Origin of the sequence: Lapillicoccus sp., from assembly GCF_036559105.1 — a bacterium.
Taxonomy (GTDB): domain Bacteria; phylum Actinomycetota; class Actinomycetes; order Actinomycetales; family Dermatophilaceae; genus Lapillicoccus.
The window spans coordinates 1-24,137 of sequence record NZ_DATBTV010000123.1; the positions used below are offsets into that span (position 1 = coordinate 1).

25 protein-coding genes are annotated in these 24,137 nt (G+C 71.1%); 16 read left to right on the top strand and 9 right to left on the bottom strand.

Going from position 1 to position 24,137, the window contains the following annotated elements:
• The 3 genes from VIG79_RS15590 to VIG79_RS15600 all read right to left on the bottom strand — a co-directional run.
• Positions 1-753: biotin/lipoyl-containing protein (locus VIG79_RS15590; protein ID WP_331887318.1), on the bottom strand; the 753-nt coding region annotated here is incomplete at its 3' end.
• Between the two features lie 108 nt (positions 754-861).
• On the bottom strand, positions 862-2,241 hold the full coding sequence (gene lpdA / locus VIG79_RS15595) for a dihydrolipoyl dehydrogenase (protein ID WP_331887320.1): 1,380 nt from the start codon (positions 2,239-2,241) through the stop codon (positions 862-864).
• Positions 2,242-2,319: 78 nt separating this feature from the next.
• Positions 2,320-3,450: a hypothetical protein gene (locus VIG79_RS15600; protein WP_331887322.1), complete on the bottom strand. Its 1,131-nt coding sequence runs from the start codon at positions 3,448-3,450 to the stop codon at positions 2,320-2,322.
• Between the two features lie 21 nt (positions 3,451-3,471).
• Here VIG79_RS15600 and VIG79_RS15605 point away from each other — a divergent pair, with 21 nt between their 5' ends.
• The 3 genes from VIG79_RS15605 to gcvT all read left to right on the top strand — a co-directional run bounded on the left by VIG79_RS15605 (position 3,472) and on the right by gcvT (position 5,303).
• Positions 3,472-3,816 carry a hypothetical protein gene (locus VIG79_RS15605; protein WP_331887324.1) on the top strand — a complete coding sequence of 115 codons (345 nt, stop codon included), beginning with the start codon at positions 3,472-3,474 and terminating at the stop codon, positions 3,814-3,816.
• Between the two features lie 102 nt (positions 3,817-3,918).
• Positions 3,919-4,134, top strand: a complete 216-nt coding sequence (locus VIG79_RS15610; RefSeq protein WP_331887326.1) for a DUF5302 domain-containing protein — start codon at positions 3,919-3,921, stop codon at positions 4,132-4,134.
• A 68-nt stretch (positions 4,135-4,202) separates the two neighbouring features.
• Positions 4,203-5,303, top strand: coding sequence for a glycine cleavage system aminomethyltransferase GcvT (gcvT, locus tag VIG79_RS15615; protein ID WP_331887328.1), 1,101 nt, complete (start codon positions 4,203-4,205; stop codon positions 5,301-5,303).
• 18 nt (positions 5,304-5,321) lie between these two features.
• Here gcvT and VIG79_RS15620 read toward each other — a convergent pair whose 3' ends face one another.
• Positions 5,322-6,110, bottom strand: coding sequence for an SCO2322 family protein (locus VIG79_RS15620; protein WP_331887330.1), 789 nt, complete (start codon positions 6,108-6,110; stop codon positions 5,322-5,324).
• Between the two features lie 54 nt (positions 6,111-6,164).
• Here VIG79_RS15620 and VIG79_RS15625 point away from each other — a divergent pair, with 54 nt between their 5' ends.
• The 3 genes from VIG79_RS15625 (at position 6,165) to VIG79_RS15635 (ending at position 9,909) form a co-directional block, all read left to right on the top strand.
• Positions 6,165-6,377, top strand: a complete 213-nt coding sequence (locus VIG79_RS15625; protein WP_331887332.1) for a hypothetical protein — start codon at positions 6,165-6,167, stop codon at positions 6,375-6,377.
• A 206-nt stretch (positions 6,378-6,583) separates the two neighbouring features.
• Positions 6,584-8,092, top strand: coding sequence for an MDR family MFS transporter (locus VIG79_RS15630; protein ID WP_331887334.1), 1,509 nt, complete (start codon positions 6,584-6,586; stop codon positions 8,090-8,092).
• Positions 8,093-8,577: 485 nt separating this feature from the next.
• Positions 8,578-9,909 carry a serine hydrolase domain-containing protein gene (locus VIG79_RS15635; protein ID WP_331887336.1) on the top strand — a complete coding sequence of 444 codons (1,332 nt, stop codon included), beginning with the start codon at positions 8,578-8,580 and terminating at the stop codon, positions 9,907-9,909.
• 19 nt (positions 9,910-9,928) lie between these two features.
• Here VIG79_RS15635 and VIG79_RS15640 read toward each other — a convergent pair whose 3' ends face one another.
• The gene (locus tag VIG79_RS15640) at positions 9,929-10,513 is read right to left on the bottom strand and encodes a DUF3043 domain-containing protein (protein WP_331887364.1); all 585 of its coding nucleotides are present in this window, start codon (positions 10,511-10,513) and stop codon (positions 9,929-9,931) included.
• A gap of 58 nt (positions 10,514-10,571) precedes the next feature.
• Here VIG79_RS15640 and VIG79_RS15645 point away from each other — a divergent pair, with 58 nt between their 5' ends.
• From VIG79_RS15645 to VIG79_RS15655, 3 genes are read left to right on the top strand one after another with little or no spacing between them, the layout of a single operon-like run.
• Positions 10,572-11,936, top strand: a complete 1,365-nt coding sequence (locus tag VIG79_RS15645; RefSeq protein WP_331887338.1) for a dipeptidase — start codon at positions 10,572-10,574, stop codon at positions 11,934-11,936.
• 5 nt (positions 11,937-11,941) lie between these two features.
• A complete protein-coding gene (locus tag VIG79_RS15650) occupies positions 11,942-13,168 on the top strand; it encodes a saccharopine dehydrogenase family protein (protein ID WP_331887340.1) in 1,227 nt (408 codons plus the stop codon).
• A gap of 6 nt (positions 13,169-13,174) precedes the next feature.
• On the top strand, positions 13,175-13,534 hold the full coding sequence (locus tag VIG79_RS15655) for a VOC family protein (protein WP_331887342.1): 360 nt from the start codon (positions 13,175-13,177) through the stop codon (positions 13,532-13,534).
• A gap of 9 nt (positions 13,535-13,543) precedes the next feature.
• Here VIG79_RS15655 and VIG79_RS15660 read toward each other — a convergent pair whose 3' ends face one another.
• On the bottom strand, positions 13,544-14,284 hold the full coding sequence (locus VIG79_RS15660) for a metallophosphoesterase family protein (protein ID WP_331887344.1): 741 nt from the start codon (positions 14,282-14,284) through the stop codon (positions 13,544-13,546).
• Positions 14,284-15,462 (bottom strand): quinolinate synthase NadA, encoded by a 1,179-nt coding sequence (gene nadA, locus VIG79_RS15665; RefSeq protein ID WP_331887365.1) that lies wholly within the window; start codon positions 15,460-15,462, stop codon positions 14,284-14,286. The genes VIG79_RS15660 and nadA overlap by 1 nt, the downstream gene beginning before the upstream one ends.
• Before the next feature lie 505 nt (positions 15,463-15,967).
• Here nadA and VIG79_RS15670 point away from each other — a divergent pair.
• From VIG79_RS15670 to aat, 4 genes are all read left to right on the top strand, one after another.
• The gene (locus VIG79_RS15670) at positions 15,968-17,143 is read left to right on the top strand and encodes a glycerate kinase (RefSeq protein WP_331887346.1); all 1,176 of its coding nucleotides are present in this window, start codon (positions 15,968-15,970) and stop codon (positions 17,141-17,143) included.
• 89 nt (positions 17,144-17,232) lie between these two features.
• On the top strand, positions 17,233-17,595 hold the full coding sequence (gene erpA, locus VIG79_RS15675) for an iron-sulfur cluster insertion protein ErpA (protein WP_331887348.1): 363 nt from the start codon (positions 17,233-17,235) through the stop codon (positions 17,593-17,595).
• Between the two features lie 94 nt (positions 17,596-17,689).
• Positions 17,690-18,676, top strand: a complete 987-nt coding sequence (locus VIG79_RS15680; RefSeq protein WP_331887350.1) for a carbohydrate kinase family protein — start codon at positions 17,690-17,692, stop codon at positions 18,674-18,676.
• Between the two features lie 5 nt (positions 18,677-18,681).
• Entirely contained in the window at positions 18,682-19,356 is a 675-nt protein-coding gene (aat, locus tag VIG79_RS15685; RefSeq protein ID WP_331887352.1) for a leucyl/phenylalanyl-tRNA--protein transferase, read from the top strand.
• Between the two features lie 70 nt (positions 19,357-19,426).
• Here the strand turns inward: aat and VIG79_RS15690 are convergent, their stop codons facing one another.
• Together VIG79_RS15690 and VIG79_RS15695 are read right to left on the bottom strand one after the other, a co-directional pair.
• A complete protein-coding gene (locus tag VIG79_RS15690; RefSeq protein ID WP_331887354.1) occupies positions 19,427-19,678 on the bottom strand; it encodes a sulfurtransferase TusA family protein in 252 nt (83 codons plus the stop codon).
• Complete coding sequence (locus VIG79_RS15695; RefSeq protein ID WP_331887356.1) at positions 19,675-20,880, bottom strand: cysteine desulfurase family protein; 1,206 nt, start codon at positions 20,878-20,880, stop codon at positions 19,675-19,677. The genes VIG79_RS15690 and VIG79_RS15695 overlap by 4 nt, the downstream gene beginning before the upstream one ends.
• Before the next feature lie 130 nt (positions 20,881-21,010).
• On the opposite strand from VIG79_RS15695, the gene coxB reads away from it, so the two are divergent.
• From coxB to VIG79_RS15710, 3 genes are read left to right on the top strand one after another with little or no spacing between them, the layout of a single operon-like run.
• Positions 21,011-21,916 carry a cytochrome c oxidase subunit II gene (coxB, locus tag VIG79_RS15700; protein ID WP_331887358.1) on the top strand — a complete coding sequence of 302 codons (906 nt, stop codon included), beginning with the start codon at positions 21,011-21,013 and terminating at the stop codon, positions 21,914-21,916.
• 2 nt (positions 21,917-21,918) lie between these two features.
• Positions 21,919-23,727, top strand: coding sequence for a cytochrome c oxidase subunit I (gene ctaD, locus VIG79_RS15705; protein WP_331887360.1), 1,809 nt, complete (start codon positions 21,919-21,921; stop codon positions 23,725-23,727).
• A complete protein-coding gene (locus VIG79_RS15710) occupies positions 23,724-24,125 on the top strand; it encodes a cytochrome c oxidase subunit 4 (RefSeq protein WP_331887362.1) in 402 nt (133 codons plus the stop codon). The genes ctaD and VIG79_RS15710 overlap by 4 nt, the downstream gene beginning before the upstream one ends.
• Positions 24,126-24,137 lie beyond the last annotated feature (12 nt).

Consider the following 24,137-nt stretch of genomic DNA (forward strand, 5'->3'; position numbering starts at 1 on the left):
CGACTCGCCGCCCGACTCGCCGCCGATGACCGCCAGGTCACCACCGACGGGCACGACCTCGTCCTCCTGGACCAGGATCTTCGAGAGGACACCGGCGGCCGGCGAGGGGATCTCGGTGTCGACCTTGTCGGTGGAGACCTCGAGCAGCGGCTCGTCGACCTCGACCGTGTCGCCCTCCGCCTTCAGCCAGCGCGTAACGGTGCCCTCCGTGACCGACTCGCCGAGCGCGGGCATCGTGACGGTCTGCCCGCCGGACGCACCGCCCGAACCTCCCGCGCCGTCCGCCCCCCCGCTCGACTGCTGCTGACCGGAGCCCTGGGCCTGGCTCTGCTCCGGCTCCGAGGTCTGCTCCGCGACCGGCTGCTCCGTGGACGGGGCCTCTGGCTCGGGCTGCTCTGGCTCGGGCGCCGACGCGTCCTGCGACTCGGCCGCGTCCTCCTCGGCCGCGTCGCCCTGAGCCGCCCCACTCTGCGCCTCGTCGCCACCGCCGGGCTCGCCGGAGCCACCGGCCGCGGCGCCCTCACCGATGACGGCCAGATCGGCGCCCACGGGAACGGTGTCGTCCTCCTGCACGAGGATCTCCTGCAGGGTGCCCGCGACCGGCGACGGGATCTCGGTGTCGACCTTGTCCGTCGAGACCTCGAGGAGCGGTTCGTCCACCTCGACGGAGTCGCCGATGTTCTTCAGCCAGCGGGTGACCGTCCCCTCGGTAACGGACTCACCCAGGGCCGGCATGGTCACGCGTTCGGACATGAGACGAACTCCTCAGAAGGCTGGATTGGCGACTGGCTTGGCGATCGGTCGGTGCGCACATTGTGGCCGAGCGGTCGGCCTCATGGGGACGTGCGGGTCAATGGGTGGTCAGGCATGGGCGTGCAACGGCTTCCCGGCGAGGGCGAGGTGCGCCTCGCCGAGGGCCTCGTTCTGGGTCGGGTGCGCATGGACCAGGCCGGCGACATCCGACGGGAATGCGTCCCAGTTGACGATGAGCTGCGCCTCGCCGACCTGTTCGCTCATCCGCGAGCCGATCATGTGCACCCCGACGACCGGGCCATCCTTCTCGCGGACGAGCTTGACGAAACCCTGCGTCTGGAGGATCTGGGACTTGCCGTTGCCGCCGAGGTTGTACTCGTAGGTCTCGACCTCCGGGTATGCCTCTCGGGCCTGCGTCTCGGTCAGCCCGACGGAGGCGATCTCGGGGTCGCAGTAGGTGACCCGCGGGATGCCGCGGTCCTCGACCGGCGCGGGGGAGAGGCCGGCGATCTCCTCGGCCACGAAGATTCCGTGCGCGAACCCCCGGTGCGCGAGCTGGAGCCCCGGGACGATGTCTCCCACCGCATACACGTGGGGCAGGTTGGTCCGGAGCCGCTCGTCGGTCGGGACCAGGCCGCGCTCGACGGTGACGCCGGCCTCCTCGTAGCCGAGCCCGTCCGTGCTCGGACCGCGGCCGACGGCGACGAGGAGCAGGTCCGCCTCGACCGAGCCGCCGCCCTCGAGCTCCACGGTCACGACGTCGCCCTCCTGCCGCGCTCCGGCGAACCGGACACCGGTGCGGAAGGCGATGCCGCGCTTGCGGAAGGCGCGCTGCAGCTGGGTCGAGATGGCCTCGTCCTCGGCCGCGACCAGCCGCGGCAGCGCCTCGACGATGGTCACCTCCGAGCCGAACGAGCGGAACACCGACGCGAACTCGACGCCGATGACCCCACCGCCCAGGACGACCACCCGGGCCGGGACGTGGTCGATGGTCAGCGCCTGGTCGCTGGTCATGATCCGACCGCCGATCTCCAGGCCGGGCAACGACTTCGCGTAGGAGCCGGTCGCCAGCACGACGTTGCGGCCGGTGATGCGGCGACCGTCGACATCGACGGTGTCGGGGCCACCGAGCCGGCCCGTGCCCTGGACGAACTCGATCGACCGCGACGCCACCAGGCCTTGGAGCCCCTTGTAGAGCCGCCCCACGACACCGTCCTTGTAGGCGTGCACGCCGCTCATCTCGACCGACTCGAAGGTCGACTTGACGCCGAACCGGCTGCCCTCACGGGCGGAGTCGGCCACCTCGGCGGCGTGGAGGAGGGCCTTGGTGGGGATGCAGCCGTTGTGCAGACACGTGCCGCCGAGCTTGCCCTTCTCGACGAGAGCGACCGAGAGTCCGAGCTCCGCGGCCCTCAGGGCACAGGCATACCCTCCGCTGCCACCCCCCAGGACGACGACGTCGTAGGGCGTGTCGGCATCAGCCGGCATGAGCGAGCTCCTTCGCAAGCGGGTACGTCAGCATCTTGTCACTGATGACGTATGCGGGTCCTCCCGGGTCTTCCGAGGTCAGCGCGTGAAGGCCTGCAGCGCCTCGCGCCGTGCGCGCGCCTGCAACCCCACGGCGTGGGACGGGTCGTCGAACCAGGCGAGCTTCGCGGCGCCGTCCGTCGGGTCGCCCTCGATGAAGTCCGGCAGGAGCGGGCTGGACGGGCCGAGGGCGCACCACATGGCGAAGCTCTCGGCGAAGTCCTCGACCGGGTGGGTGGCGGCGTACGCGTCGACGAACTGGTCGTGGTGCTTCTCGTAGAAGGCGTCGAAAGCGTCGGCCTGCTGCTGGTCGTCGGTGAGGTCGTCGGCCGTGGACCACTCGTCGAGCACGTCGTCGCCCCAAGTGTCGTCGATGTACGTCGCGAGCGTCGCCCGGTCCTTCAGACACCCTTCTCCCATGAAGATCCCCTGGCACGAGGACTCGTCCTGCCCGGTCATCTCGGCCCGGTTGAGGCTGAGCAGGTGACCGACCTCGTGGGCGACGTTGAACGTGACGTCGAGGTCGGTGGAGTTGTTGAGCGCGAGAGAGAGCCGCCAGTGGGCGCTCGCCTCGGTGCTGTTCGGCTGGGCGAACACCTCGCCGACGGCCGTGCCCGCGCTGACGTCCGCGTCGAAGACGAGGAGCTCGTCCACGTACTCGAGCACCTCCACGGGCGTGGCGGCGACCACGATGGCCCACAGCCGGCGGTCGCACTCGCGGACCGGCCCGGCAGCGTCCGCGGGTTCCAGCGTGCCGCTGTGCACGTCGTAGAGGCGCTGCAGCTCCGCACCGCTGCCGAGGTGGCTGAGATCGGAGCCGAACGGGTCGCCCGACGGGATGTGCGCCGAGGTCGGCGGGTTGTCGGCGACCAGGCAGGCATGGTCGAGGTGCAGCGCGCCCGCGGCCGCCGGAGCCGCCGATCCGGGGGTGCCGGTGCTGGGCGGCGGGGAGGTCGGCGCCGGTGTCGTGGTGGGCTTCGGAGTGGTCGCCGTCGGCGTCGGTCGCCCGACCGGCCGGTCCGCGGCGACGGGAGGCCGTACGGTGCCGTGGAGGAGCAGCAGAGCGATCGCGCCGTGGACGACCAGCGCGACGACGGACAGCCCCACGACGGCGACGAGCAGCCCGGATCCCCGGGGCTGCCAAAGGCCCTGCCCTCCCGGAGCAACCACCTGCGCAGGGTACCCTCAGCCATGCGTTTGTTCGGCCGGTTGCGCGGCAAGGCGAGCGGGGATCCGCGCCGGAGCGACGGTCCGAGCATGTCGGTGGACCACAAGGCGGTCCGCGACCACCTGCGCGGGTTCGCGACCACGCGCAGGGGCGTCGAGGCCTACGTCGAACCGGCCACGAACGTCACCGCCGAGAGCGTCGTCCTCGTCGCGACCGACGGTGAGTGGACCCGTCGCGCCGTCGGTTCGCGCAAGGCGGCCTTCGAGCTCGCGCGCTCGCTCGACATCCCCGTCTACGACGTCCTGCTGACCGGCTACCCGAAGCGGATGCGCGAGTGGAGCTCGCGCCAGCGGCGCGGCCAGGCCTGAACCGCGTGGCGCCCGGCGCGCACCGGATGACACAGTGGTTCGGAAGACACCGTGGGAGCGACGTCAACGTGACGTCGAGAGGTGACACGTCAGGAGCGTGAGATGCCGTCCAAGGGCACGTCCAAAGGGACCTCGAAGGGCAAGAAGAAGTCGTCCGGACCTTCCGAGGAGATGAAGGCGAAGTTCCGCGAAGCCTTGGACAAGAAGCACGCCCACGCCGGGATGGACGTCTCGGCAGACGGTGACGCACCGAAGGTCAACGAGGCGCACGGACCAGCGAAGGCGCAGCAGATGTTCCGCCGCAAGGCCGGCAGCTGACCCCTACCAGGTGACCCCACGACGTCTCCGCTCCGATACGCAGCGGGGACCCGACTAGCCTCGGCGGCATGGCCGACCTCAAGACCTCGCCACTGCACGAGCGTCACGTCGCCCTCGGGGCGAAGATGGCGGACTTCGGGGGATGGGACATGCCCATCGAGTACCCCGGCGGCGGGGTCGTCGCGGAGCACACCGCCGTGCGCGAGCGGGTCGGGATCTTCGACGTCAGCCACCTGGGCAAGGCGTCGGTGACCGGCCCCGGTGCCGTCGACTTCGTCAACGCCTGCCTCACCAACGACCTGCGCAAGATCGGGCCCGGCAAGGCGCAGTACACGATGTGCTGCGCCGAGTCCGGCGGGGTCGTCGACGACCTCATCCAGTACGTCCGTGCCGAGGACGACGTCTTCCTCATCCCCAACGCGGCCAACACCACGGAGGTCGTGCGACTGCTCGCGGAGGCGGCGCCCGAGGGGATCGACGTCGAGAACCTGCACGACGCATACGGGATCATCGCCGTGCAGGGACCGCAGGCGGACGAGGTGGTCCGAGCGCTGGGACTGCCGACCGAGCACGACTACATGGGGTTCGCCGTGGCCGACTGGGACGGCCGCCCGGTCATCGTGTGCCGGACCGGCTACACCGGCGAGCGCGGGTACGAGCTGGTACCGCGTTGGGAGGACTCCGTGGCGCTGTGGGACGCACTGACCGAGGCCATGGCTGCATACGACGGGCTGCCGTGCGGTCTCGGCGCGCGCGACACGCTGCGGACCGAGATGGGCTACCCCCTGCACGGGCAGGACCTGTCCCTCGACATCACGCCGGTACAAGCCCGCGCAGGCTGGGCGGTCGGCTGGAAGAAACCGGAGTTCTGGGGTCGTGAGGCCCTCGCCGCCGAGAAGGCGGCCGGCCCGGCGCGGCAGTCGTGGGGCCTGCTCGTCACCGGCCGCGGCATCCCGCGCCAGCACTGCACGGTCACCGTCGACGGGCGGCCGGTCGGCGAGGTGACGTCCGGGACGTTCTCGCCGACCTTGCGTCAGGGGATCGCCCTCGCCCTGCTCGAGCCGTCGGTAGGCCTGGGTGACGATGTCGTCATCGACGTCCGCGGCCGGGAGGTTGCCGCCACCGTGGTCAAGCCGCCGTTCGTCCAGGTGCAGACCCGGCAGGCCTGAGCCCGGTTCGACGGCGGGTCAGACCTCCTGGCCGCGTCGCCGGGCCGCCCACACGAGCGCGGCGACGCCGAGCAGCAGGATCACCAGTCCGACCCAGACGACGAGCGGGACACCCGATCCGCTCGCGGCGCCGGGTGCCGGTGCGGTCACCGGCCCGGCGGTCGCCGTGGGTGAGTACGGTGTCGCGCCCGGAGTCGTACCATCCGGCGGCTGGGTCTGGGCCGACGCCGACGCCGCGGCGGCGAGGGTCACCGGCGTGTCCGCGGCCTTCTGCTCCTCGGTGAGCGAGGCCACGGCACCGCCGCAGCCGGTCGCCGGGTAGCCGTTGATGCCGCAGACGAGTCCGGTGGTGCCGTTGCGCACCGCCGCGACGGCCGCCAGGACCTCGGCGCCCGTCGCCGCGGCCGGGACGACGGCGCACTCGGCCGCCACGTCGGGCGGTGTCGAGGTGCCGTCGCCGTCGACCGCTCGCCCGTAGTCGAGGACGACGGCGACCCGCTTCATCCCGGACTGCGCGTCGGTCGCGTCGCAGACCTGCTCGAACGTGGGCGTCACCCGCGGGGTACGCGGGGGAGTCCCGCTCTCCTCGGTGATGGCCCACCGCCAACCCTCCACGGACCCGTCGGTGGGGTTCGTCTCGCCGGACCCTTTCTGGGCGAACACCCAGGCACCGTTGGTGAGCTGGTAGTAGCCCCAGTACTGGAAGGTGGCCGCGTGCGCGGAGGTGGCGGTCAGCAGGCCGAGGACCAGCGCGGCGACGGCCGCGAGCGGCAGGACGCGACGGCTATGCGGGCGCGGGCGGGTCATGCGACGAACCTCTCACGCCGGGTCGACCGGCAGAGTATGCGTAGCATCGGCACCATGAGCGGGAACTGGTCCTGGGAGCTCCTCGACGCGCAGCGCCACCCCGTCACCGACACCGCGGCCGGGGGCACGTTCCCCTCGCAGAGCGAGGCGGAGTCCTGGCTCGGTGAGGAGTGGCGCGACCTGCTCGACGCCGGCGTGGACGCCGTCACCCTGCGGGAGGGCGACACGGTCGTCTACGGACCGATGAGCCTCCAGCCGATGCAGTGACGTCGCTGACGCGCCGTCGCGCCCCGGTGAAAAGCGGTTGCCGCGGTGTCGGGGAGCCCGCATAGCCTTTCCGGGTACGCGCAGGAGACAGGGATGTTGGCGGTGTCGTCGCCCTCAGACCATCTCGGCCGCCGCACCCGATGACTTCAGCGAGACGACGGGGTCTCACCCGCATGAGCCCGAGCCTGACGATCGAAGGACCCGACGTGACCCCCTCCACCGACCACCGGACGGCGACGTCCACGCACCCGGACGCCACCGGCATCCTGCGGGTCCTCGTGGGCGCCACGTTCGTGGTGATCCTCAACGAGACCATCATGGTCAACGCGATCCCGCGGCTCATGCACGACTTCGACATCACCGCGCGGGCCGCGCAGTGGCTCTCGACAGCGTTCATGCTGACCCTGGCCGTCGTCATCCCGATGACCGGCTGGTTCCTGCAGCGCGTCACCACCCGTCGGGCGTTCACGGTGGCGCTCGGGCTGTTCATCACCGGCACGGTCCTTGCGACCGCGGCGTGGAGCTTCCCCGTACTGCTCGCGGCCCGGATCGTCCAGGCCAGCGGCACCGCCGTGATGATGCCGCTGCTGATGACGACGCTGATGACCATCGTGGCCCCGAGCGAACGCGGCAAGGTCATGGGCAACGTCACCCTCGCCATGGCCGTCGCGCCCGCCCTCGGCCCGGCCGTGTCCGGAGTCCTTCTCCAGCTGGGCTCGTGGCGCTGGATCTTCGCCGTCGTCGTCCCGATCGCGGCCGGCATGCTCGTCATCGGTCTGCGCAAGCTGGTCAACGTCGGCGAACCGAAGCCCGGCGGGATCGACTGGGTCAGCGTCGTGCTCTCGGCGCTCGGGTTCGGCACGTTCGTCTACGGGCTGAGCCAGATCGGCGTGGACACGCGGGAGGTCGGCGGCCTGCCCGCCGTACCGACCCTGGTCGTCGGGGCGCTCCTCATCGTGGTGTTCGGGTGGCGTCAGCTGCGGCTGCAGCGCACCGGTACCCCGCTGCTCGACCTGCGCACCCTGGGTTACCGCACCTTCGCGATCGCGCTGGCGCTCATGTGCCTGGCCTTCATGGCGCTGATGGGCGTGATGATCACTCTGCCGCTGTTCCTCCAGAGCGTCTCCGGCATGACGCCCCTCACCACCGGGCTGCTCCTCATGCCCGGCGGGCTGGTGATGGGCCTGCTCGGCCCCCGGGTCGGCGCCCTGTTCGACGAGTACGGCGCGCGGGTGCTCGTCGTGCCGGGGTCGGCGCTGCTGCTCGGCGTGCTCGCGGGGTTCGCGACAATCGGTACTTCGTCCCCGGCCTGGTGGCTGCTCACCCTCCACGTGCTGATGAGTGTCGCGTTCGCGCTGATCTTCACCCCGGTCTTCACGACCGGCCTCGGCGCCCTGCCGCCGCACCTCTACCCGCACGGCAGCGCCGTGCTCGGCACCCTGCAGCAGGTCGCCGCGGCGATCGGCACCGCGGTCGTCGTGACCATCCTCTCGGTGCGGTCGGCGACCCTGGTGTCGTCCGGCTCCGACCCGGTCTCGGCGCTGAGCGGCGGGATCCAGCTCGGGATGGTCTTCGCGGCCGTCACCGGAGTCGCGGTGCTGGTCCTCGCGTTCTTCATGCCCGGTCGCGAGTCGGCCGGCCAGGGCCACGGACCGGAGCTCGAGGGCGAGGACGCGCCCCAGGACTACGACGCCGACCGGCCGGTCGCCGTATGACCCGATGTGGCCTCGACGCCGTCCGGGTGGCCGGGACCTCCCGGCGCCGGTCGGGCTGCGGACGACGGCACGGGTATGCGTCGCCGCGACCGGTGGCCGCAGGTCGCCACGACCCGGGATCGGTGGTCCACGGGTGTCGCCCGGCCCCGTATGCGGTGGGCGCCACCGTCCGCTGGCGGGGTCGCCCAGTCTGACGACCGACGGGCCGCGCGACGGCTCGGGCGTGCCGTGCGAGGGTTCGAGGTGGCCGCGTCGTGAATCAGGCTCCGGTTCGGCGTCCGGGTGGGCCGGTCGACTGGCAGTCGAGCACCTTGGCTGGCGGTTCACCGACTCCGTCCGCGGCTCGACTGGCAGTCGGGCACCTTGAGTGGTGTTCCACCGGCAGCCGAGCCGCTTGACTGGCAGTCGATGACGAGGACCGGACGGGAACAGGACGGGGACCGGACGGTGAGGACGCGCATACCGGGGTGGGTAGCCTCCGCGACATGCCCCTTCCCGAACACCTCGCCGCCACCCTCTCGGCCGAGGTCGCCGACGCTCAGCGCAGCTGGCGCACGCCCGGACTCTCCGTCGGGGTCGCCCGGGAGGGTGAGCTGGCCTGGTCGAGCCACGTCGGCCTGGCTCGGCTCGACCCGCCCACACCGGCGCACGACGACACCCAGGTGATGATCGGCTCGATCACCAAGAGCTTCACCGCGGTGCTGGTCATGCAGCTGCGCGACGAGGGCCGGCTCGACCTCGAGGACCCGCTCGGCACCTGGCTGCCCGAGTCGCGGCACGCCAGCCTGACCGTTCGTCGGCTGCTCAGCCACACCTCGGGCCTGCAGCGCGAGCCGGTCGGACATCTGTGGGAGGACCTCGACGCGCCGGACGTCGACCGCCTCGTCGCCGAGCTCGAGGACGCGGAGCAGGTGCTCCCGCCCCACCACGCCTTCCACTACTCCAACCTCGCGTTCGCCCTGCTCGGCCAGGTCGTCGAACGCCTGCGTGAGCAGCCGTGGGAGGAGGTGCTGCGCGAACGCGTGCTGACCCCGCTCGGGATGAGCCGCACCGGCCTGACCCCGTCGGCCGACCACGCATACGGCTTCCAGGTCGACCCGTTCGCCGGCACCGCGACCCGTGAACCCCGGCTGGAGCTGCGCGCGACGGCCCCGCTCGGAGGGCTCTGGTCGACGGTCGCCGACATGGCGCGCTACGCGACGTTCCTCGCCCAGCCGGACCCTCGCGTGCTCCGGCCCCAGACGCTGGACGAGATGTGCCGGCCGTTGGTCATGATCGACCTGGAGAGCTGGCGCGCGGGCTACGGGCTGGGCTACGAGCTGGTCCGCAGCGGCGACCGGGTCCACGTCGGTCATCGCGGAGCGATGCCCGGGTTCCTCTCGGGGCTACGGGTCAACCGCACCAACCGCGTGGGTGTCTTCGTCGTCGCGACGTCGACCGCCGGCGCCGAGGCCGGCCCCCTCGCGACCCGGCTGCTGGACTGCGTCCTCGACGCCCTGCCCCGGATCGAGTCGGCCTGGGTCCCCGAACGGCCTCAGCCCGACCTCGACGAGCTGCTCGGCCCGTGGTGGAGCGAGGGCGAGGAGCTGGTCCTCGAGGTCCGCGAGGGTGAGCTCTGGATGCGGGTCGTGGCCGGGACGCCGCGGGACGAGACGCGGTTCGTGCGGGAGGACGTGGCGACCTTCCGGGCCGTCGCCGGACGCGAGCAGGGCGAACGCCTCGAGCTGGTCCGCGGCGCGGACGGCACCCTGGCCAAGCTGTACTTCGCGACGTACGCCGTGACGCGCACCCCGAAGGCGTTCGCCGACCTCGGCTGAGCAGGCCGACGCTGGGTGACTACGTGGGGTAGTCGCCCCGCTTGACCTGCGGCTTGGGCATCCGGGTCGGGCGCAGCTGGAAGGCCCGCATCACGGCGTACATCAGCGCGCCCTGGGGCACCTTGCCGACGCCGAACTTGGCGACGAGGCGGGACTTGATCCGCCGCCACATGAGCACCGCGTCGATGATCGCCACGGCGATGAGGCCGTAGGTGAGGAAGAAGACGGTCATCAGCGCCCAGCTGGTGCGCAGGAACGACAGGGCCAGCACGATGACCATGATCGGCAGGACGATCTCGCCGACACTCCACCGGGCGTCGATGTAGTCGCGGATGTAGCGGCGCTCCGGGCCCTTGTCACGCGCCGGCAGCCCGGCGTCGTCACCGGTGACCATCGCCGTCCGTTGGCGGGCCAGCGCCTCGCGCCGCTTCTCCTTGTCGCGCTCCTTGGCCACCTTGCGGTCGGTCACGACCAGCGGCTGCTTCCGGGCCGCCTCCTGGTCGCGTCGCTTCGGAGTCGGACGGTTCTTCGCGCCCGGCCGCTCGTCCTGGACGGTGGTCGTCGCGGCCAACTCGTCGTTGAGGGTCTTCTGCTGCCAGGGCATACGCACCCCCACAGGGTATGCCGTCGCCCGGGTCACGGGCGCCGCTAGAGTCGCCGCCGTGGCTGACGACGTCCTCACTCCCGACCAGATCGAGCAGATCAAGCAACGGGTGACCGCCCTGATGCCGGCGGTGCGTCTCGACCTGGACACCTTGGTCCGGATCCCCAGCGTCTCGCTCGACGCCTTCGACCAGCAGCACGTCGAGGACAGCGCGAACGCGGTCGCCGGACTGCTGCGCTCCGAAGGTCTCGAGGTCGAGATCGTCCGCGAGGGCGGTCGGCCGGCGGTGATCGGCCACCTCGACGGCCCACCCGGGTCGCCCACGATCACGCTCTACGCCCACCACGACGTGCAGCCACCAGGGGACGAAGCCCTGTGGGACTCGCCGCCGTTCGAACCGACCGAACGGGGCGGTCGCCTCTACGGCCGCGGGGCGGCCGACGACAAGGCGGGGGTCATGGCCCACATCGCGGCCCTGCGCGCGTTCCCGGACGGGCCGCCGGTCGGCGTCACGGTCTTCGTCGAGGGTGAGGAGGAGGTCGGCAGCGACTCGCTGCTGGCGATCCTCGAGCGGCACAGCGAGAAGCTGCGTGCGGACGCGATCGTCCTGGCCGACTCCGGCAACTGGGACATCGGTGAACCGGCGCTCACGGTCACCCTGCGGGGACTCATCCGGGTCGTCGTGACGATCACCACCCTGGACCACGGCGTCCACTCGGGGATGTTCGGCGGGGCGGTACCGGATGCCATCACTACCCTGATCCGCCTCATCGCCACCCTCCACGACGCCGACGGCACCCTGGCCGTCGAGGGCCTCAAGTCGGGGGAGGCGTCCGACCTCGACTACTCGGAGGAGCGCCTCCGCCTCGAGTCCGGACTGCTCGACGGGGTCCAGACGATCGGGTCGGGCTCGATCCTCACCCGGCTCTGGAACAAGCCGTCGCTGACGACGATCGGGTTCAACGCGCCGACCGTCGAGCGGTCGTCCAACACGCTGGTCCCCTCGGCCTCGGCCAAGCTGTCCATGCGCATCGCCCCCGACGAGGACACCCGGGAGGCCTACGCGCTGCTCAAGGCACACCTCGAGAAGCACCTCCCGTGGGGCGCGCGGATGGAGCTCACCCTCGACGACGAAGGCCCCGGGTTCGACGCCGACGCGAACGGCCCGGTCTACGACCAGGCCCGCGCCGCCTTCACCGACGCGTGGGGTGTCGAGCCCGTCGACATCGGCGCCGGTGGGTCGATCCCGTTCGTCGCACGGTTCGCCGAGGTCTTTCCCGACGCCGCGATTCTCGTGACCGGCGTCGAGGACCCCGATGGCCGCGCTCACGGGGCCAATGAGTCGCTGCACCTGGGTGAGTTCGAGCGGGTGTGCCAGGCCGAGGCGCTGCTGCTGGCTCGACTCGGAGCCATGACCCGGTGAACGCCATGTCGACCGACCGGGAGCACGACCTCGTCGTCTTCGGCGCCACCGGCTTCGCTGGCCGCCTGCTCGCCGCCTACCTCGCCCGACAGGCACCAGCCGGCATGCGGGTTGCACTCGCCGGTCGCTCGCGCGAGCGGCTTGAGAAGGTGCGGTCAGACCTCCCCGCCGGCGGTCGCGACTGGCCCCTCGTCGTCTGCGACGCGACCGACCCCGCCCAGGTCACCGACCTCGCCGGGTCGACGCGGGTCGTCGTCACCACCGTCGGTCCGTATGCGCGCTACGGGCTCCCGCTGGTCCGGGCCTGCGCGGAGGCCGGAACGCACTATGCCGACCTGACCGGTGAGGTGCTCTTCGTCCGCGACGCCGTCGACGCGGCCCACGAGACTGCCGAGCGCACGGGCGCCCGCATCGTCACGGCCTGCGGGTTCGACTCGATCCCGTCGGACCTCGGCGTCCACCTTCTTCACCGGGAGGCGGACCGCCTGGGCCTCGGGGGACTGGGTGACACGACGTTGCTCGTCACGCAGTTCAGCGGCGGGTTCAGCGGCGGCACGATCGACACGATGCGCTCCCAGCTGGAGGCGCTGGAAGCCGACCCGTCGCGGCGACGGGTGGTGTTCGACCCGTTTGCCCTGAGCACCGACCGGGCCGCCGAGCCGGACCGCTCGGGGCAGCGCGACGCGATGTACGTCTACCGCGACGCGACCACCGGCCGGTGGACGGCGCCGTGGGTGATGGCGTCCTACAACTCCCGCATCGTCCGCCGCAGCGACTCCCTGCTCGACCACGCCTACGGGCCCGCGTTCCGGTACCGCGAGGCGGTCGGGTTCGGGCGAGGCACGGAGGCGCGGCTGCAGGCATACGGGCTGGCCGCCGGCCTGGGGACCGCGTTGGCCGCGATGTCGAACCGCTACACCCGGTCCGTCGCCGACCGACTGCTGCCGTCACCGGGCGACGGTCCCGGCGAGAAGGCCCGCGCCGAGGGGCACTTTCGGGTCGAGCTCCGCACCACGACCGAGTCCGGACGGCGGCTCCTCGCGGTGGTCGCGGCCAAGGGCGACCCCGGGTATGCGGCGACGGCGGTCATGCTCGGCGAGTCGGCCCTGTGCCTCACCGCCGACCCGCTGGAGTCGGGCGGGGGAGTGCTGACGCCGGCGGTGGCCATGGGCGACGCCCTCGTGGAGCGGCTCCGCATCGCGGGGATGACGCTGACCGTGGGAAAGGACTGACACCGAATGCATCCCACCGGTGTCACCGCCAACCTGCCCGCCACCGACCTGGAGGAGGCGCGCGCCTTCTACATGGACTACCTCGGCCTCAGCGTCGAGGAGATGAACCTCGGCTGGGTGGCCCGGTTCAGCACGCCCGACGGGCGGGCGTCGGTGCAGGTCGTGACCCGGGACGAGTCCGCACCGGTCGACTCGCAGCTGTCCGTCCACGTCGGCGACGAGGTCGAGGAGGCCTACGCCGAGGCACAGCGGCGCGGGTACGAGATCGTCCACCCGCTGACCACCGAACCCTGGGGGGTCCGGCGGTTCTTCGTCCGGGCGCCGAACGGCACCGTCATCAACGTGGTGAGCCACTCCGACGACTGAGGCCGCCGACTAGTCCTGCTGGTATCCCCGGTAGAGGCCGGTCCGCAGCTCGATCGCATACTCCCTGGCCTCCGGCATACCGGACGCCGCGGCGATCGCGATCTCAGTGTCGATGTCGAACGGCACCCGCACGAACTGGATCCCGAACGGCGCCGGATCGAGCGAGTCCGGGACGCCCTCGAGAACCACGTAGGAGGCGGTCGTCGCGTCGAGCGGGTTCCCGACGCTGCCGACGTTGACCAGGGTCTGGTTGTCGTCGCCCTCGAGATAGGTGCCGTGGATGTCGCCGTAGAGGACGCAGGACGGCTCCGGCCCGTCAGCGGTGTGCTCCGAGTTGACGAACATGCCCGCGTACTGCTCCGGCGTGTGCCGGTAGGACACCCGGCTGAACACCCCTTGCGGCGAGGCGTGAAGCATTCGGATACGCCGGCCGCTGAGGACGAGGTCGTGGCAGAACGGCAACCCCGCGAGCCAGTCCTGCTGGTCGGGCTCTAGCTGGTTCCACCACCACGCCGCCGCCCCGTCGACGCCGGCACTGAGGAACGCCTCCCAGTTGCCCTGGACCGTCGCCTCGCAGCGCTCCCGCGTCAGCCGCACGCAGGCCGCTCCCTGCGGTCCCTTGCCCACGACGTCACCGAGGTTGACGATCCGCCGGATGCCGCGCGCGTCGATGTCCGCGAGGACCGCTTGGTATGCGGTGAGGTTGCCGTGGACGTCGGAAAGGACGGCCACCCGGTCGAGTGCCGTCATCAGTCCTTCGCGGTCTCGCCGGGCAGGGCGAGCATCTGGTCGAGGGCGATCCGGGACCAGTGCGCGACGTCGGGGTCGACCCGGATCGGGTTGACGACGCGGCCGTCCACCAGCGACTCGAGCGCCCAGACGAGGTGCGGCAGGTCGATCCGGTTCATCGTCGAGCAGTAGCAGACGTTCTTCTCGAGGAAGGCGATCGTCTGGTTCGGGTACATCTCGCGGAGCCGGTTCACGAGGTTGAGCTCGGTGCCGACCACCCAGGACGTGCCGTCCGGAGCCGCCCCGATGGTCTTGATGATCCGCTCGGTGGAGCCGATCTCATCCGCCCGCTCGCAGACGTCGTAGCGGCACTCGGGGTGGACGATCACCCTGACACCGGGGATGTCGCGACGCGCCTGCTCGACCGCCTCGACGGTGAAGCGGCCGTGCACCGAGCAGTGCCCGCGCCAGAGGATCATCCGGGCCCGCTCCAGCTGCTCCCGGGTCACGCCTCCGTGCGGCTTGTGCGGGTCCCAGAGGACGCACTCGTCGAGGGACAGGCCGAGCTCGCGGACCGCGGTGTTGCGGCCGAGGTGCTGGTCGGGCAGGAACAGCACCTTGCCGGTGCCGTCGACGCCACCGGTCTGGTCGAAGGCCCAGCGCAGCGCCGTCTTCGCGTTGGACGACGTGCAGATCGTCCCGCCGTGCCGGCCGGTGAACGCCTTGATCGCCGCCGACGAGTTCATGTAGGTGACCGGACGGACGATCCGGGCGATGCCGTCGCCGAACACGTCGAGCAGCTCGTCCCACGCGTCCTCGACCTGACCGATGCCGGCCATGTCGGCCATCGAGCAGCCGGCCGCGAGGTCGGGAAGGATCACCGTCTGGTCGTTCGAGGTGAGGATGTCGGCCGACTCGGCCATGAAGTGGACGCCGCAGAAGACGATGTACGGCGAGTCCGGTCGCGCGGCCGCCTGCTGCGCCAGCTTGAAGCTGTCGCCGGTCACGTCGGCGAACTCGATGACCTCGTCACGCTGGTAGTGGTGACCGAGCACGAACACGGTGTCGCCCAGCGCGGCCTTGGCCTTGCGAGCACGGGCGACCAGTCCGGGATCGGATGGGGCGGGCAGATCGCCGGGGCACTCGACGCCGCGCTCGGAGTCCAGGTCGCGGCCCTGACCGAGCACGAGAAGCGGCATCAGCGAGGGGCGGGGGTGGGCGCCTTCGCGTGCGATCGTCGTCACGACCCGATCGTATGCCGGGGCGGGTTACCGGTTCGCCAGCCCGTCGAGCCGCAAGGTGTTCGACTCGTCACGGTGTGCCCGGTGTGCCCGGTGCGACCGCCTCGTCGGACTGGGTCTCCGCGCCGACCCAGCGGCGTCAGCGCGTCCCGCCATGGCTGCTCCCGGAACGACGTCACGGGGTCATGTCGCGGGTCAGGTCGCGGGTCATGTCGCGACCGAGGTGGTGATCACGACCGCCAGCGCGACATGACCCGCGACATGAGGTCCAGGGACCAGGCTGAAGCCGCACCGTGAGGCTCAGGGTGCGGTAGGGGTCGTCTGGGCAGCACCAGACGCACTCCGACCTGCGCTCCGCCCGCGCGACCGGACTCAGATCTTTGTCGGGTTTGGCCCCCGGGACGCCGAGAACCGACAGACATCTCAGTTCGGACGCGGCCAGCGGGCCTGCCAGCATGACGGTATGCGCGTCGTCCTCGCCCCGACCCGGTTCGCCGGGACGCTGACCGCTCAGGAGGCAGCGATGGCGATGGCCCGCGGGTGGTCCGTCGCGGCGCCGCACGACGACCTCGTGCTGGCGCCCATGTCGGACGGCGGCCCCGGGTTCCTCGACGTGCTCGGGGACGCCCTCGGTGGCCAGACGCTGGCGGCCACGATCGAGGACCCGACGGGTCGCGCCGTGCCGGCCGGGGTGCTCCTGGTCGACGACGACGGGACCCGGACCGCCTACGTCGAGGCCGCGCAGGCCTGCGGGCCGGACCTGGTCGGCGCGGACCACCGCGACCCGGCGCATACCTCCTCCTTCGGTGTGGGCCAGCTGCTCCTCCTGGCCCTCTCCACCGAACCGCGCCGAATCGTCGTGGGCGTCGCCGGCTCCGCGGTGCACGACGCAGGCGCGGGGATGCTCGCGGCGCTCGGTGCGGGGGAGCGCGACGTCCTCGGCGCGGGCGGCCTCGCTCTCCAGCAGGCGACGACCGGTCACCTCCCCGGCCTGACCTCAGTCGTCCATCGCTTTCGGGCCGTCGAGCTGGTCCTGGCGACGTCGGCGACGTTGCCGCTGCTCGGCTTCCAGGGCGCGAGCGCCGTCGAGGCCGAGGGTCGTGGTGCCACCAGGGAACAGGCGCAGGCCCTCGAGGCGGCCTTCGGCCAGTGGGTGGACGTCGTCACGCGGGTGCTTCCTCAACCGCGCGACCTGCTCGGGGGCGGTGCCCGGCGCATCGACAAGGAGTCCGGGGCCGGCGCCGCCGGCGGCATCGGCTTCGCGCTGCTCCTGCTCGGGGCTCGCCGAGCGGACGGGGCCCAGTACGTCGCCCAGCAGATCGGTCTGCCCGCGCTCGTCGCCGGCGCGGATCTCGTCGTCACGGGGGAAGGCACCTACGACTGGCGGAGTCTGCGCGACTCCGCGCCGTCGGCGGTGTCCGAGCTGGCCATGGCCGCCGGCGTACCCGCCGTCGCCCTGGCCGGACAGGTGCGCGTCGGTCGCCGGGAGGCCATGACCGCGGGGCTCTCGGGCGCCTACGCCGTCTGCGACCGCCCCGAGGACGTCCCCGGCGCCCTCGCCGACCCGGTGGGCACGCTGGAGGCCCGCGCCGCGCGCGTGGCGGCGACCTGGTCACCATCGCCCGAGGGCACGGCTTAGACTGGAGCGGTCCTCGGGAACACATCTGGGGACAGCGCGGTTGTGGCAGTTACGCCCGACTTCCCCCGCACACCCGAAGGAACCCACGGATGAGCGTCCAGGACCAGACCACCCAGCAGACCGACACTCACGGTGTCGTCCTCACCGGCGTCGCCGCCTCCAAGGTCAAGAGCCTCCTCGAGCAGGAGGGCCGCGACGACCTACGCCTGCGCGTCGGCGTCCAGCCCGGCGGCTGCTCCGGGCTGATCTACCAGCTGTACTTCGACGAGCGCACGCTCGACGGTGACCTGGTGCGCGACTTCGAGGGCGTCGAGGTGGTCGTCGACCGGATGAGCGCCCCCTACCTCCTCGGCGCGACCATCGACTTCGCCGACACCATCGAGAAGCAGGGGTTCACCATCGACAACCCCAACGCGGGCAGCTCGTGCGCCTGCGGCGACAGCTTCAGCTGATCCCTGCACCAGCAGGCACCCGTCGGGGTGACATCGGCCGGCTTCCCGGCCTCGATGTCACCCCGACGTGCATGTCCGGGGTAGGTTGCCGCCCGTGAAGATCGCGGTCACCGGGTCCATTGCGACCGACCACCTCATGACCTTCCGGGGTCGCTTCCGTGACTCCCTCGTGGTCGAGCAGCTCGACAAGATCTCGCTCTCCTTCCTCGCGGACGAGCTGGAGATCCGGCGCGGCGGCGTGGCGGCCAACATCGCCTTCGGTATGGCGAACCTCGGCCAGCGGCCGATCCTCGTCGGCTCGGTGGGCGAGGACTTCGGCGACTACCGGTCCTGGCTGGAGCGTCACGGGGTGGACTGCGAGTCGGTCCACGTCAGCGACACCCGGCACACGGCGCGGTTCGTCTGCACGACCGACGACGACATGGCCCAGATCGCGACGTTCTACGCCGGCGCGATGTCCGACGCGCGGCTCATCGAGCTGAACCCGATCGCCCAGCGCGTCGGCGGGCTCGACCTCGTCCTCGTCGGCGCGAACGACCCCGAGGCGATGCTCCGGCACACCCAGGAGTGCCGCACCCGGGGCATCCCCTTCATCGCTGACCCGTCGCAGCAGCTGGCGTTCGCCGACGGCCCGGAGATCCGCCGCCTGGTCGACGGCGCCGCATACCTCTTCACGAACGAGTACGAGGCGCACCTCACCGAGCAGAAGACCGGCTGGTCCGCGGACGAGATCACCCGTCGGGTCGACGTCCGGGTCATCACGCGGGGCAGTGAGGGAGTGACCATCCACCGCAAGGGGGAGGACGTCATCTCGGTGTCGGTAGCACGGGAGGTCCGCAAGGCCGACCCGACCGGCGTCGGCGACGCGTTCCGGGCCGGGTTCCTCACCGGCCTCTCCGGTGGCCTGGACCTCCGGCGCTGCGCCGAGCTGGGCTCGATGCTCGCGACCTACGTCATCGAGACAGTGGGGACGCAGGAGTACCAGTTGCGTCAGGAGCACTTCCTGTCGCGGCTCGCGGACGCCTACGGAGCCGACTCCGCCGACGAGATCAGCCCGGTGGTCGCCTGCCGGCACGGCTGACCGCCGTGCCCACGGTCCCGCCGCCGTCCCGGTACGTCTTCGACGCCACCGGGGCGGACCAGGGGGAGGACCTCGTCGGGGTCGGCGCCGACCTGGCACCGGGCACGGTGCTCGAGGCGTACGCGCGTGGCCTGTTCCCGATGGGCCTCGGCGCCGCCGGGGCGTCCCCGATCGGGTGGTGGTCCCCGGACCCGCGCGGGATCCTGCGTCCGCGGGACCACCACGTGAGTCGGTCGCTGCGGCGGTCGATGCGGCACTTCGAGGTATGCGTGGACACCGACTTCGCGGGGGTGGTCGCCGGCTGCGCCGACCCGTCGCGTACCGGTCGGTGGATCACGCCCGAGATCGTCGAGGCCTACACCGAGCTGCACCGGATGGGGTGGGCGCACTCGGTCGAGGTGCGCCAGGACGGCCGGTTGGTGGGTGGGCTGTACGGGATCGCGATCGGTGGCCTGTTCGCGGGGGAGTCGATGTTCCACACGGCGACCGACGCGTCCAAGGCGGCGGTCACCGGGATGGTGGACATCGTGGCCGCCGACGGCGACCCGCGACGCCTCGTCGACGTGCAGTGGCGCACGCCGCACCTGGCGACGCTGGGTGTCACCGAGGTGCCCCGGTCCGCGTACCTACAGCTGCTGGCCGACGCTCTGACCGCCCCGCTGCCCGAACCCTTCCGCTGACGTCTCCGCACGTACGGACCTTCCGGCGGACAGCCCGGACTTCCGGCGCCCAAGGTCCGCTCGTGCGGAGCTAGGTGCGGACGAGGTATGCGGTGTGCTCCGGCTCGTCGGTGATCTCGACCAGCTCGTGACCCCGCATCCGGCAGAACGCGGCCACGTCGGAGCGCGCCGCCGGGTCGGTCGCCAGGAGCCGCACCAGCGACCCTTCCGGCCGGTCGCGGATCGCCGCGGCGAGCCGGACCACCGGGACCGGGCACCTGAGGCCCCGGGCGTCCACCTCGACGACCTCGACGCGTTCGTCCGCCTCGCGTTCGGCGCTCACAGCCGGTCGGTCCCCAGCTGCGCCCGCACGGCGGCGACCGCGCCGGGGAGCTCGTCGCAGAACGCCCGGACCCCGGCCGCTCGAGCCGCCTCACCACCTGGAACCGCGGCCGCCAACGGGAGCGTCACCCGTACGTTTCCGTGGGTCAGGACGCCCATCGCGGCGAGCACGTGGCTGGGTTCCAGCGTGGAGGCCGTGCACGCCGACCCGGACGCCACCGCGAAGCCGCGCCGGTCGAGCTCATGGACCAGCGCCTCGCCGTCGACGAACAGGCACGAGAACGTCACGACATGAGGCAGCCGGTCGACCGGGTCGCCCACCACCATCGTGTCCGGAACGCGGGCCGCCGCCGTGCGGACCTGCTCCACGAGCTCACGCGCGCTGATCGACTCATCGACGGGGTCCGCGGTCGTCGCGAGCCACGCCTCCGCCGCCGCGAGTACCAGGGGCACCACCGGCTCCGCGTCGGTCCGTCCGAACTCGGCCTCGCTCGTCGCTCCCGGGCGTCGCCACCGCGTGCGCTCCGGCACGACGAGCACCCCGACGCCGGCCGGCCCGCCCCACGACCGGGCGTCGCCGACGAGCACGTCGTAGGCCTCGGGCACCGCGTCGCGTCCCAGCCCGGCCTGAGAGTCCACGACGAGCGGTACGCCTCGGGCCCGGCAGGCCTCCCACACGGCCGCCAGGGGCTGACGGGTGCCCACCTCTCCGTTCGCGCTCTGGAGCGCGGCGACCACCGTGCCGGGCTCCGCGAGGGCGGTTTCCCAGGCGGGCAACAGCACCCGCCCGGACACGTCCACCGCCACCTCGTCCAGCAGCTGCGGCGAGTCGGAACCCGCCGCCAGCGCCCGACCGGGGACGAGCACCGCGGAGTGCTCGACCGCCCCGGCGACCGTCCGCATACCGCGCCGGCGACCCGCATACCGGATGCCGTCGATCCCCGCTGCCAGCGCGACCGGGCCGCTCGGCAGGAAGCTGACCTCGGGCGGCCGTACCCCGAGCCCCGACGCGACCGCCTCGCGGGCGTCGTCGAGGAGGCGCCGGGCCTGGCGGCCCTCCGCGTAGAGCCGTCGCGGGTCGGCCCATCCCGCGTCCAGCGCCGCCACGAGAACCTCGCGAGCGGCGGGGACCAAGGGCGCGGTGGCCCCGTCGAGCAGGACCCGCGCCCGGCTCGTCCCGGGGGGTCCCGAAAGCGTCGACACGCCTGTCACGTTAGCCTCACCAGCGACGCGACCCAGCCATGATTCTGGGGGGCCACGCAGTAGGGTGACGACGTACGCTGAGGTCACCGATTCGCGTCCTTGTGGTTCCGCCGACCCGGAAGGTTCCCCGTTGCGCAAGCACCTACGACCGACCGCGCGCCAGACGCGTCGGGGGCTCACCCTCACCGGCCTGTTCGTCGCGGCGTCGGTCTTCCTCAGCGGGTGTGCCAGCAACGGCACCGCGTCGAGCGGATGGCTTCCGCAGGGGACCAACGGCGGCGAGGTCACCAACAACACGGGCCGGGTCACCAACCTCTGGGTGGGCACCTGGATCGCCGCCCTGGCCGTCGGCCTGATCGTCTGGGGCCTGACCGTCTGGGTGATGGTCGCCTACCGCCGGAAGAAGACCGACGTCGGCCTGCCGCCTCAGCTGCGGTACAACGTGCCGATCGAGATGCTCTACACGATCGTCCCCGTGCTCATGGTTGGTGTGCTCTTCTACTACACCGCGCGCGACGAGTCGGCTCTGCTGGACGTCTCCGCCAAGCCCGACGTCACCATCAACGTCGTGGCCAAGCAGTGGAGCTGGGACTTCAACTACGTCGATGCCAACGTCTACGAGTCGGGTGTCCAGGTCGAGCTCGACAAGAGCACCGGCGAGCCGCTGAACCAGCAGCCGGTCCTGGTCCTCCCGGTCAACAAGCGTGTCGAGTTCGTCCTCAACGCTCGTGACGTCATCCACTCGTTCTGGGTCCCGGCGTTCCTGCAGAAGCTCGACGTGATCCCCGGCAAGACCAACCGGTTCCAGGTCGTTCCGTTGCAGGAGGGCACCTTCCAGGGCAAGTGCGCCGAGCTGTGCGGCGCCTACCACTCTCAGATGCTCTTCCAGGTCAAGGTCGTGTCCCAGGGGGCCTACGACGCCGAGATCGCGCGGTTGAAGTCTCTCGGCCAGACCGGCCAGTTGCCCAACACTCTCAGCCGCGAGCCGGTACTGCCCGCGGACCAGAAACTCGTCCCCTCAGCCTCCGGGAGCTAGAGATGGCCGCCACGACGACGACGCCGAGCGGGTCGACGCTCGAGTACTCCACCGGTGAACGGACCTACCGGCGCCCCAAGCTCCTGCCCGGCCAGACGGTCATCAAGTACATCACCACCACCGACCACAAGGTCATCGGCAACCTCTACTTCATCACCTCGTTCGTGTGGTTCCTGCTGGGCGGCATCATGGCCCTGCTCATCCGCACCGAGCTGGCCGCTCCCGGGCTGCAGGTCGTCGACAACCCCGAGCAGTACAACCAGCTGTTCACCATGCACGGCACGATCATGCTGCTGCTCTTCGCGACTCCGCTGTTCGCGGGATTCGCGAATGCGGTGATGCCGCTGCAGATCGGTGCACCGGACGTCGCGTTCCCGCGCCTCAACATGTTCGCGTACTGGCTGTACCTCTTCGGCGGTGCGATCGCCGGCGCGGGCTTCCTCACGCCGCAGGGCGCAGCGGCGTTCGGCTGGTTCGCCTACTCGCCGTTGTCGGACAACAGCTACAGCCCGGGGCTCGGTGGCGACCTGTGGGTCTTCGGCCTGGCCCTGTCGGGGTTCGGCACGATCCTCGGTGCGGTCAACTTCATCACGACGATCATCTGTATGCGGGCCCCCGGCATGACGATGTTCCGGATGCCGATGTTCACGTGGACCATCCTCGTGACGTCGATCCTGGTGCTGATCGCGTTCCCGGTCCTGGCCGCCGCGCTGCTGGCGCTGGGCGCCGACCGACGGTTCGGGGCCCACGTCTTCGAGGCCGAGAGCGGCGGAGCCATGCTCTGGCAGCACTTGTTCTGGTTCTTCGGCCATCCAGAGGTCTACATCATCGCGTTGCCGTTCTTCGGCATCATCAGCGAGGTCTTACCGGTCTTCTCGCGCAAGCCGCTCTTCGGCTACAAGACGATGGTGTTCGCGCTGATCGCCATCGCGGCCCTGTCCGCGGCGGTCTGGGCGCACCACATGTACGCGACCGGCCAGGTGCTGCTGCCGTTCTTCGCGATCATGACGATGTTGATAGCCATCCCCACCGGGGTGAAGTTCTTCAACTGGATCGGCACGATGTGGGGCGGGTCCATCACCTTCTCCGCCTCGTTGATCTGGGCGATCGGCTTCATCGTCACGTTCCTCTTCGGCGGCCTGACCGGCGTCATCCTCAGCAGCCCGGCCCTCGACTTCCACCTTTCCGACAGCTACTTCATCGTGGCGCACTTCCACTACACGGTGTTCGGCACGGTGGTCTTCGCGATGTTCTCCGGCTTCTACTTCTGGTGGCCGAAGTTCACCGGGCGGATGCTCGACGAGCGGCTCGGGAAGATCCACTTCTGGATGCTGTTCATCGGGTTCCACACGACCTTCCTCATCCAGCACCTGCTGGGCATCGAGGGCATGGCCCGCCGGTACGCGGACTACCTTCCGGAGGAGGGGTTCCAGACCGCGAACGTCATCTCCACGGCCGGCGCCTTCCTCCTCGGTGCGTCGACACTGCCGTTCCTCTACAACGTCTGGAAGACGTGGCGCTACGCACCGCTCGTCGAGACCGACGACCCCTGGGGCTACGGCGGTTCGCTCGAGTGGGCCACCTCTTGCCCGCCGCCACGCCACAACTTCGACAGCATCCCGCGGATCCGCTCCGAGCGGCCGGCGTTCGACCTGCACCATCCCGAGGTCGCGCCTCCGACGGTGCGGGCCCCGGACGCGCCGGCACTGGTCAAGGCGATGGGACCACCCGACCTGGGCGAGATGCCTCGGCACGACCCCGGTGAGTCCAGCGACCCCGACGGACCCGGACACGGGACGGCGACCCGATGAGGGTCGAAGCCAAGGTGTTCATCGTCCTGGCGGTGTTCTTCGTCCCGGTCGGGCTGCTCTACGGGTTCTGGAGCGGGTGGACCGAGATGGTCGGGCCGTTCGGCATCTTCCTGACCGCCGCGCTGTGCAGCCTGATCGCCTTCTACCTCACGGTGACCGGGCGCCGGTTCGACAACCGCCCGGAGGACAACCCCAACGCGCTGATCTCCGAGCAGGAGGGCGACTACGGGTTCTTCACGCCGTACTCCTGGTGGCCACTGTGGCTCGGGCTCACCGGCGCGGTGTGCTTCCTCGGCCTGGCCGTCGGGTGGTGGCTGTTCATCATCGGCGCGTTCTTCGGGATCGTGTCGATCGTCGGCTGGACGTTCGAGCACTACAGGGGCGAGTACGCCAACTGACCACTCGTTGGC

Bases quoted from the DNA above. Each gene is read 5' to 3' on its own strand.
- VIG79_RS15625 (WP_331887332.1), top strand. From the start codon at position 6,165: ATGAGCGGGAACTGGTCCTGGGAGCTCCTCGACGCGCAGCGCCACCCC.
- VIG79_RS15710 (WP_331887362.1), top strand. From the start codon at position 23,724: ATGAGGGTCGAAGCCAAGGTGTTCATCGTCCTGGCGGTGTTCTTCGTC.
- VIG79_RS15620 (WP_331887330.1), bottom strand. From the start codon at position 6,110: ATGACCCGCCCGCGCCCGCATAGCCGTCGCGTCCTGCCGCTCGCGGCC.
- VIG79_RS15635 (WP_331887336.1), top strand. From the start codon at position 8,578: ATGCCCCTTCCCGAACACCTCGCCGCCACCCTCTCGGCCGAGGTCGCC.
- nadA (WP_331887365.1), bottom strand. From the start codon at position 15,462: ATGCCGCTTCTCGTGCTCGGTCAGGGCCGCGACCTGGACTCCGAGCGC.
- VIG79_RS15650 (WP_331887340.1), top strand. From the start codon at position 11,942: ATGTCGACCGACCGGGAGCACGACCTCGTCGTCTTCGGCGCCACCGGC.
- gcvT (WP_331887328.1), top strand. From the start codon at position 4,203: ATGGCCGACCTCAAGACCTCGCCACTGCACGAGCGTCACGTCGCCCTC.
- VIG79_RS15670 (WP_331887346.1), top strand. From the start codon at position 15,968: ATGCGCGTCGTCCTCGCCCCGACCCGGTTCGCCGGGACGCTGACCGCT.
- VIG79_RS15660 (WP_331887344.1), bottom strand. From the start codon at position 14,284: ATGACGGCACTCGACCGGGTGGCCGTCCTTTCCGACGTCCACGGCAAC.
- VIG79_RS15610 (WP_331887326.1), top strand. From the start codon at position 3,919: ATGCCGTCCAAGGGCACGTCCAAAGGGACCTCGAAGGGCAAGAAGAAG.
- erpA (WP_331887348.1), top strand. From the start codon at position 17,233: ATGAGCGTCCAGGACCAGACCACCCAGCAGACCGACACTCACGGTGTC.
- lpdA (WP_331887320.1), bottom strand. From the start codon at position 2,241: ATGCCGGCTGATGCCGACACGCCCTACGACGTCGTCGTCCTGGGGGGT.
- ctaD (WP_331887360.1), top strand. From the start codon at position 21,919: ATGGCCGCCACGACGACGACGCCGAGCGGGTCGACGCTCGAGTACTCC.
- VIG79_RS15655 (WP_331887342.1), top strand. From the start codon at position 13,175: ATGCATCCCACCGGTGTCACCGCCAACCTGCCCGCCACCGACCTGGAG.
- VIG79_RS15605 (WP_331887324.1), top strand. From the start codon at position 3,472: ATGCGTTTGTTCGGCCGGTTGCGCGGCAAGGCGAGCGGGGATCCGCGC.
- VIG79_RS15640 (WP_331887364.1), bottom strand. From the start codon at position 10,513: ATGCCCTGGCAGCAGAAGACCCTCAACGACGAGTTGGCCGCGACGACC.